This window comes from Halochromatium sp., assembly GCF_054919635.1.
Window position 1 is genome coordinate 1 of sequence record NZ_JBUDPI010000187.1, and the last position, 7185, is coordinate 7185.

The window sequence follows — 7185 nt, forward strand, 5'->3', positions numbered from 1 at the left end:
CGAGACCGAGAACCCGGCCAGCGCGGCATAGACAAGGGCTGCGAAAAGCGCTGCCACAGCAGCTGCACGGGGCGCCGCAAGGCGCAGCGTCAGGCCAGGCATCCGCGCCCAGCCACGCCGAGTCAGCCAAAACACGGCCGCCGAGACGAGCCCCACATGGAGCCCCGAGATCGCGATCAGGTGCGAGGTTCCAGTGCGCGAGAATACCGCCCATTGCGCCGGCGTCAGCGCACCGCGATCACCGATCACCAAGGCCGGGATCAAGGCCGCGCCAACACCGCTTGGCAGCCCTTGCTGCAAGCGCTCACGCAGCTGTTGACGCCAGCGGGTCAGCCAATAGGCTCCTGCGCCAGCGTTCAGCCGTTGCGGCGCCACCTGCGTGCGCACATAGCCGGTGGCCTTGACCTGCTGACGGAACAGCCAACGCTCATAATCAAAACCGCCGGGATTGACGAACCCATGCGGCGGCTTCAGTCGCACCCTGAAGCGCCACCGCTCGCCGGCCTGCAGCGGCGGTGCATCCTGATACCAGGACAACCGGACCCGACCGAGAAACTGAATCGGCGATCCCGAATCCGTCAAGGACTCCACATCGAACAAGAACCGCGTTCTCTCCGCCGTGACATCCGGCAGCGACGCAATGCGACCGACAAGGGTCAGGTCTTGCTGCGCCATCGCGTCAGGAAACGGCTGGCACAACAGCGCGCAGGCCCAGAGATGCGACCAACAGAAGCCGAGCGCCAGTGCCGCCAGCGGCCATCTGATCCATTGCACCGAACGACCGACAATGGCCAGCAGCAATGCCAGCAGCAATATCGCCAGGACCGCCAGATCCGGTGGCGGCTCGGCGGCTAAGAAGTAGCCACCGACCCCTGCCGCAAAGCCGAGGCCAATCGCTGCGATTCCGGCGCGCGATTCAGCTGCCGCCCAGGAGCGCATCACGTATACTGCGCGCACCGCGGCTGGCATCGACATCGCCGCTCCGGTTCGCTGTGCTGGGCTGCGGTGTTGCGGGCTGCGGCATTGCTCGCACTCACAGCGTAGCCCGGCCTCAGTATCGATGCGCTCACAGAGACCCTAACCCACGGCCATGAAACGATGGCTCAGGCGCCGACTGCCGGACCCGCGCAGTATCCTCGACAGCCAGTACCTCAGTGTCTTCGGCACGTTGCTGCAAGACCCCAATCTCTGGCACCTGAACCGGCGCTCCGCCTCGGGGGCCTTCGCGGTCGGGCTGTTCGTCATGTTCTTGCCCCCGCTGGGGCAGATGTTCGTCGCTGCAGCAGCGGCGATCGTCTTTCGCGTGAATCTGCCCATCTCGGTATCGCTCGTCTGGCTCAGTAACCCGCTAACCATCCCGCCGATGTTCTACTTCGCCTATGTGATCGGGGCTTTGATCCTGGGCGATGAGATCCGAACCTTTCAGATGGATTTCTGGCTCGACTGGCACAACTGGCTCAAGGTAATCAAGCCGGTGCTGCTCGGCAGCCTCATCTGCGCGACGGTCTCCGGCGCCTTGGGATGGCTGTTCGTCGAGGGGCTCTGGCGCTGGAACCTGATGCGCCAGATCAAGCGGCGACGTGCGCGCTACGCGGCCTCGACCAATCTCCCCTCATCCAGGCGCCAGACCTGACTGGTCCGAGCCGCAAGGGAGGGATCATGGGTGACGATGATGATACTGGTGCCGATCTCAGCATTCAGCTCGAGCATCAGATCATAGACGCCCTCGGCGGTATGCCGATCGAGATTCCCAGTTGGCTCATCGGCGAGCACGCAAGCCGGACGCGTCACCAATGCACGGGCGATCGCAGCTCGCTGACGCTCTCCGCCAGAGAGCTCGGTGGGCTTGTGTGTCTCGCGATGACTGAGCCCGACACGCCCGAGCATCGATGCGGCTGATTCCTGCGCCTCAGCCGGCGCAATACCGCGAATCAACAGCGGCATGGCCACGTTCTCAAGGGCCGTGAACTCGGGGAGCAGATGATGGAACTGGTAGACGAAGCCAAGCTGATGGTTGCGCCGCTCGCCGCGCGCCCGCTCGGAGAGCTGCATCACCGCTTGGCCGGACCAGAGCACCTCACCGGCCGTCGGCTGCTCGAGACCACCAAGGCAGTGCAGCATCGTGCTCTTACCCGATCCCGAGGCACCAATGATGGCCATGCGCAGTCCGGCCGGAACCACTAAGTCGACGCCCCGCAGCACCTCGACGTCGAGTGGTCCTTGACGAAAGCGCTTACTGACCCCGCGCGCCTCTAGGACGGGCGGCCTGTCTCCGCGCTCACCGCGCGCCTCCTGTTGACTCATCGCGCGCTGCTCATTCATAGCGCAACGCCTCAGCCGGGTCCGTCCGCGCTGCCCGGTAGGCCGGATAGAGGGTCGCGGCCACCGTCATCAAGAAGGCACCGAGCGCGATACGGATCACATCCCCAGCGCGCACATCGGAGGGCAGCGCGCTGATGTAATAGATGCCCGGGTCGAGGAAATGGACATCGAACAGCCCCTCGATGAAGGCGACGATCGACTCGACGTTCCAGCCCAGCAGCACCCCGCCGACCACTCCGAGCAAGGTGCCAAAGACACCGATGGCGGTGCCCTGCACCATGAAGATCGCCATGATGCGACCCGGCGAGGCGCCCAGTGTGCGCAGCACCGCGATGTCGGCCCGCTTATCGGTCACCACCATCACCAGTGTCGAGACGATATTGAAGGCGGCAACGGCAACGATCAGGAACAGGATGATCGACATCATCCGTTTTTCGGTGCGCAGCGCGGCGAAGAAGTTGCGATGGACTTGGGTCCAATCCGAGACTCGGTAAAGCCCATCAAGGGAGTACTGGATCTCGCGCGCGATCATTGGCGCGTCCCACATATCGGTCAGCTTCAGCCGCACACCCTCGGCCGCATCGCCGAGGCGCATCAGGCGCGCCGCGTCCTCTATGTGCATGAAGCCTGCACCGCGATCGTAGTCGGACATGCCCACCTCAAACAGGCCGGCGACGGTAAAGGCCTTCAAGCGCGGCATTACGCCGACCGGCGTCGCGTTTAGCTGCGGTGTGACAACGGTGACCTTATCGCCGACCCCAACCCCCAGCACCGCCGCCAGCTCGCGGCCGAGCACGATGTTGAAGCCACCAGGAATCAGCGAATCGACCGAGCCCGCGATCATGTCTTGCCGCAGATCGGAGACGGCGTCTTCCTGAACCGGCAGGATGCCGCGCAGCAACGCGGCCTGCGTGCGGCCGGCGTTCATCAGCATCGACTGGATCTCGACGAAGGGCGCGGCGCCGACCACATCCGGATGCTGACTGATCTCCTCGACCAATACCTGCCAATCACTGATCCCGCTCGGATCGGACAGGGTTGCATGGGAGGCCATGCCAAGGATGCGCTCCTGGATCTCCTTGTGGAAACCGTTCATCACCGAGAGCACGACGATGAGCGCGATGATCCCGAGCATGATCCCGAGCATCGAGATCAGCGAGATGAAGGAGATGAAGTGATTGCGCCGACGGGCGCGGGTATAGCGCAGGCCGACGAAGAGTGAGAACGGGCGAAACATGGCCGCGGATTAGACCAGAATGCGGCGCCTGAAGATAGCACCGTTGATGTAGCAGTCGCTATCAGTGCTGGGAGCGTTAAGCGCTCGGCCGTGGCGCGCGCACTAACCGAGTGCACAGTAGGATCTGGTACGCCGCGGGCGTGAAGACCAAACCGAGCGGTGTCGCCAAGGCCACACCGCCAGCGATGACGATCGCTAGTGGCGGCCAGAAGTCGCCGCCGGAGAAGAGGATCAACGGCAAGAAGCCGCCAACCGTGGTCAGGGTCGTGGAGATCACATGACGCGTCGAGCCGAGGACAGACTGAACCATGGCACCGAGATCACCGGCGGCGGCCCTGGCATTCGCCCGAATCGCGGCGAGCACGACGATACTGTCATTGATGGCGACGCCTATAAGCCCGGCGCTGCCGAGGACCGGATTGAAGCCCAGCGGGTAGCCCGAGAGCCACAGCGCCAGCATGCCGAGCGCGACTGAGAGCGCGCCGATCAACAGGATCAGCCCCGCGAGCACGAAACTGCGAAACGCAAGCACGAGGGTGGCCACCATCATCGCCCCCAGTAAGGGGGCGTAGGCCAGCAGCAAGGCGATGGCCTCACCCTGCTCCTCGCTGTCGCCCGCGAATTCGAGCCGGTAGCCAGCAGGCAGCACCAGCCCCTCGCGCTCGATCGCAGTGCGCAGCTGCGCAGTGACCTCAATCGGCAAGGCGTCGGCGGTGAGCCAGGCCTCGATGATGTTGACACGCTCACCGTCGCGTCGGGTGATGCTCGGCGCTTCGGGGATGAGCTCGAGCGGACCCAGCGCGGCAGCGGGAATCCAAACAGGTTGCCCGCTGCCAGCCGTTGTCGCACGGCCCGCGCTCGTGCCAGCACCAGTGTCAGCACCGACGCCTTGGCCGCTGCCCGCACCCGCGCTGAGCAGCGGTAGCGCAGCGAGCTGCGCTGAATCGACCCGTTCGGCATCCCCCCAACGCACGCGCACAGGCAATTGCTCGAGGTCCTCGAGCACGCTGCCACCAACAACGCCGTCGAGCGCCGCACGGTATTGACGCGCGATATCGCCCAAGCCGAGACCCGCGAGCAGGGCTTCCTGCTCGTTGGCCTGGAGCTGTAGCTGCGGGGTGCCACCCGGAATGCTGGCCTTGGTCTCGGTGACCTGTGGCAACTGGTAAAGGATGCGTCGCAGCTCATCGCCGAGCTGGCGCAATTGTGCTGGCTCCGGGCCGAACAGGCGCAACGAGATCGGTGCCGCGATCGGCGGACCCTGACCGAAGGCACGCACGACGATGCGCAGATCCGGGAAACGCTGCGGCAAGACATGCTGCAGGTCCGTCACCAAACGCCGCGCCTCGGCCTGGCTAGCGGCTTGCACTGTCGCACGCGCATAGGACGGGTTATCTTCTTCCATGCGCAGCTGGTTGTAGTAGACCGGGGGCGAGCTAGCGCCAGCGACCCAGAACAACTGGCGCACTTGCCCCCGCTCGCGGATGACCTTCTCAAGCGCCTGCATGGCGGCCGCCGTGCGCGTGATCGAGGCATCGTTGGAGGTCCAGACCTGAACCTCGAACTGATCACGGTCGGAGGGTGGAAAGAACTGCAGACTGAGCTGGGTCGCGGCCCAGATGCCAGCGGCTGGGAGGAGCAGGCAGATGAGGGCGGTGATCCCGGGTTGTTGGAATAAGGTCGAGAGCAGTCTCGCGTAGAGGCTGGCGAGCCAGCGGTTGGCAAGCCCATCGCGCCACCAAACACGGCATCGTTGGCTGTGCCTGGCGCCGGACCCGCGGCCAGCAAGCGCGGCAAGGGCCGGGATCAGGCTCATCGAGAGGAGAAACGAGGTCGCCAGCGCGATGATCACCGCAGTCGCGATCGGCCCAACGAAATCGCCGAGATTTCCCGGCAACAGCAGGATCGGCATGAAGCCAAGCATGGTCGTGAAGGTCGAGGCGGCCAGCGGAGTGAACAGGTGCTCCACGGTGCCGCGCACCGCGTCTTGCGGAGTCGCCCCTTCACCGAGTCGTTGGTGAACCTCATCGGCGACGACGATGGCGCTGTCGATCAGCAGTCCGATCGCGATGATCATGCCGAAGATCGTGATCTGGTGGATCTGCTGCCCAAACAGGTCCAGCCCGAGCAGGGTAATCGCGGCCGAGAGTGGCAATGCGGAGCCAACGACCAGCGCCGAGCGCCAGCCCATGGTCAGAAATACCACCAGCATCACCACGACGACACCAGCGAGCAGGTTGCCCCCGAGCTCCTCAAGACGGGCTTGCGTATAGCTACTTTGATCGAACAGGACGCGGATATCGACGCCGCCGCCTGCGTTGGCATCGCTGAAGCCGTCGACAGTCTCGATCGCCGATGCCGCCCAAGCGTCCAGATCGAGCGCCGCACGTGTGCGCACGCCGATCAGCAGGCTACGCCGGCCATCGGTGTGGGCAATCTGAGCGGGTGGCTCACGCCACGTCTTGCTGACTTGGGCGATGTCACCGACGCTGAGCATGCGACCGTCCGCCGCAAACAGGGGCACCGCCGCGACGCGCTGCGCTGCGTCGAGCTCGCCAGCCACAGCAAGCCGCAGCCAGTGACTCTCACCGTAAAGCCCGCCCGCCGGGTCCTTGACATCGGCGTTCGCCAGCCGTGCCGCCACCTGCTCAACGCTCAGACCGGAGGCGCTCAGCTCGGCTGGATCAACCTCGACCCGGATCTCTTCGTCTGGCTCACCGAAGAGCACCACCTGCTCGGTCCCTGGGCGGTTGCGCAGCGCTTGCGCGAGCTCCTCGGCGAGCCGCTTGAGGACACCGAGTGGTGCAGGCCGATCGACATCCGCCGTCCAAGTCACCGCAGCGATCAGCGAATAGGCAGTCGCGCCGCGATCGCTGTCGAGCACGGGTGGACCCGCACCCGGCGGCAGATTCGCTGCGGCCGCGGAGAGCTTATCGCGAAGCTCGGCGAAGATGCGCTCGTTGTTGGTTGCGCTGACCGCATCCTCAAGCTCAACCCCAAGCACAGAGATATCGCCACTAGAGGTTGAATCGATGAGCTTGACTTCGGCCACCTCACGCACCGCATCCTCGAGCGGCTTGGTCACCAAGGCCTCGACGCGAGCCGCACCGGCGCCGGGGTAAGGCGTGGCAACAAAGGCGAAGCGACTGGTGATGCGCGGGTCTTCGATCCGCGGCAGATTGCCCCAGGCGGCAAGACCGGCGAGCAGCACCAGGATCACCACTAGAATCAGCAAATGGCGGTTGCGCAACAGTGCGACGGCAAGGGAGCCGACTGGTCCAGCGGCGGCTCCAGTACCAGATCGAGCACCAGATCCAGCCCCATGACCCATGCCATTGCCAGCGGTAGGCGGCGATGCCGACACCTCAGTGGGCCTTGTCCGCGCTGTCCCCGCCGGCAGGCGCAAGCTGGACCCATTGGCCTGGAACGACTCGATGCAGGCCTGCTGTCACAACGAGGTCACCAGGCTGCAGTGCTCCGCGCACAAAGACTCTCTCGCTGTCGACATGGAGCACCTGAAGGGGGCGGCTGACTAGGCGCCAGCGCACATTGGAGGCGCGCGCAGATGGCTCATCATGCGGCGGATCATGCTGATCATGCGGATTGGCCGTTTCTGGCTCGGTTTC

5 protein-coding genes and 1 pseudogene are annotated in these 7185 nt (G+C 64.8%); 1 reads left to right on the forward strand and 5 read right to left on the reverse strand.

All coding sequences use genetic code 11. The features are described 5' to 3' along the window. Positions 1-975: ComEC/Rec2 family competence protein (locus ACY693_RS11900; RefSeq protein WP_462322042.1), on the reverse strand; the 975-nt coding region annotated here is incomplete at its 3' end. Positions 976-1090: 115 nt separating this feature from the next. Between ACY693_RS11900 and ACY693_RS11905 the strand changes: the two genes are divergently transcribed. Beyond that, a complete protein-coding gene (locus tag ACY693_RS11905) occupies positions 1091-1633 on the forward strand; it encodes a DUF2062 domain-containing protein (protein ID WP_462322043.1) in 543 nt (180 codons plus the stop codon). On the opposite strand, the gene lolD is transcribed toward ACY693_RS11905, so the two are convergent. From lolD to ACY693_RS11925, 4 genes and pseudogenes are all read right to left on the reverse strand, one after another. Further along, positions 1588-2304, reverse strand: coding sequence for a lipoprotein-releasing ABC transporter ATP-binding protein LolD (gene lolD / locus ACY693_RS11910; RefSeq protein ID WP_462322046.1), 717 nt, complete (start codon positions 2302-2304; stop codon positions 1588-1590). The two genes, ACY693_RS11905 and lolD, sit on opposite strands and share 46 nt — an antisense overlap. A 10-nt stretch (positions 2305-2314) precedes the next feature. Further along, positions 2315-3559, reverse strand: a complete 1245-nt coding sequence (locus ACY693_RS11915; RefSeq protein ID WP_462322044.1) for a lipoprotein-releasing ABC transporter permease subunit — start codon at positions 3557-3559, stop codon at positions 2315-2317. Between the two features lie 76 nt (positions 3560-3635). Next, a complete protein-coding gene (locus ACY693_RS11920; RefSeq protein ID WP_462322045.1) occupies positions 3636-6809 on the reverse strand; it encodes an efflux RND transporter permease subunit in 3174 nt (1057 codons plus the stop codon). A 115-nt stretch (positions 6810-6924) separates the two neighbouring features. Continuing rightward, positions 6925-7185: pseudogene (locus tag ACY693_RS11925) on the reverse strand (hypothetical protein); the annotation flags it as partial.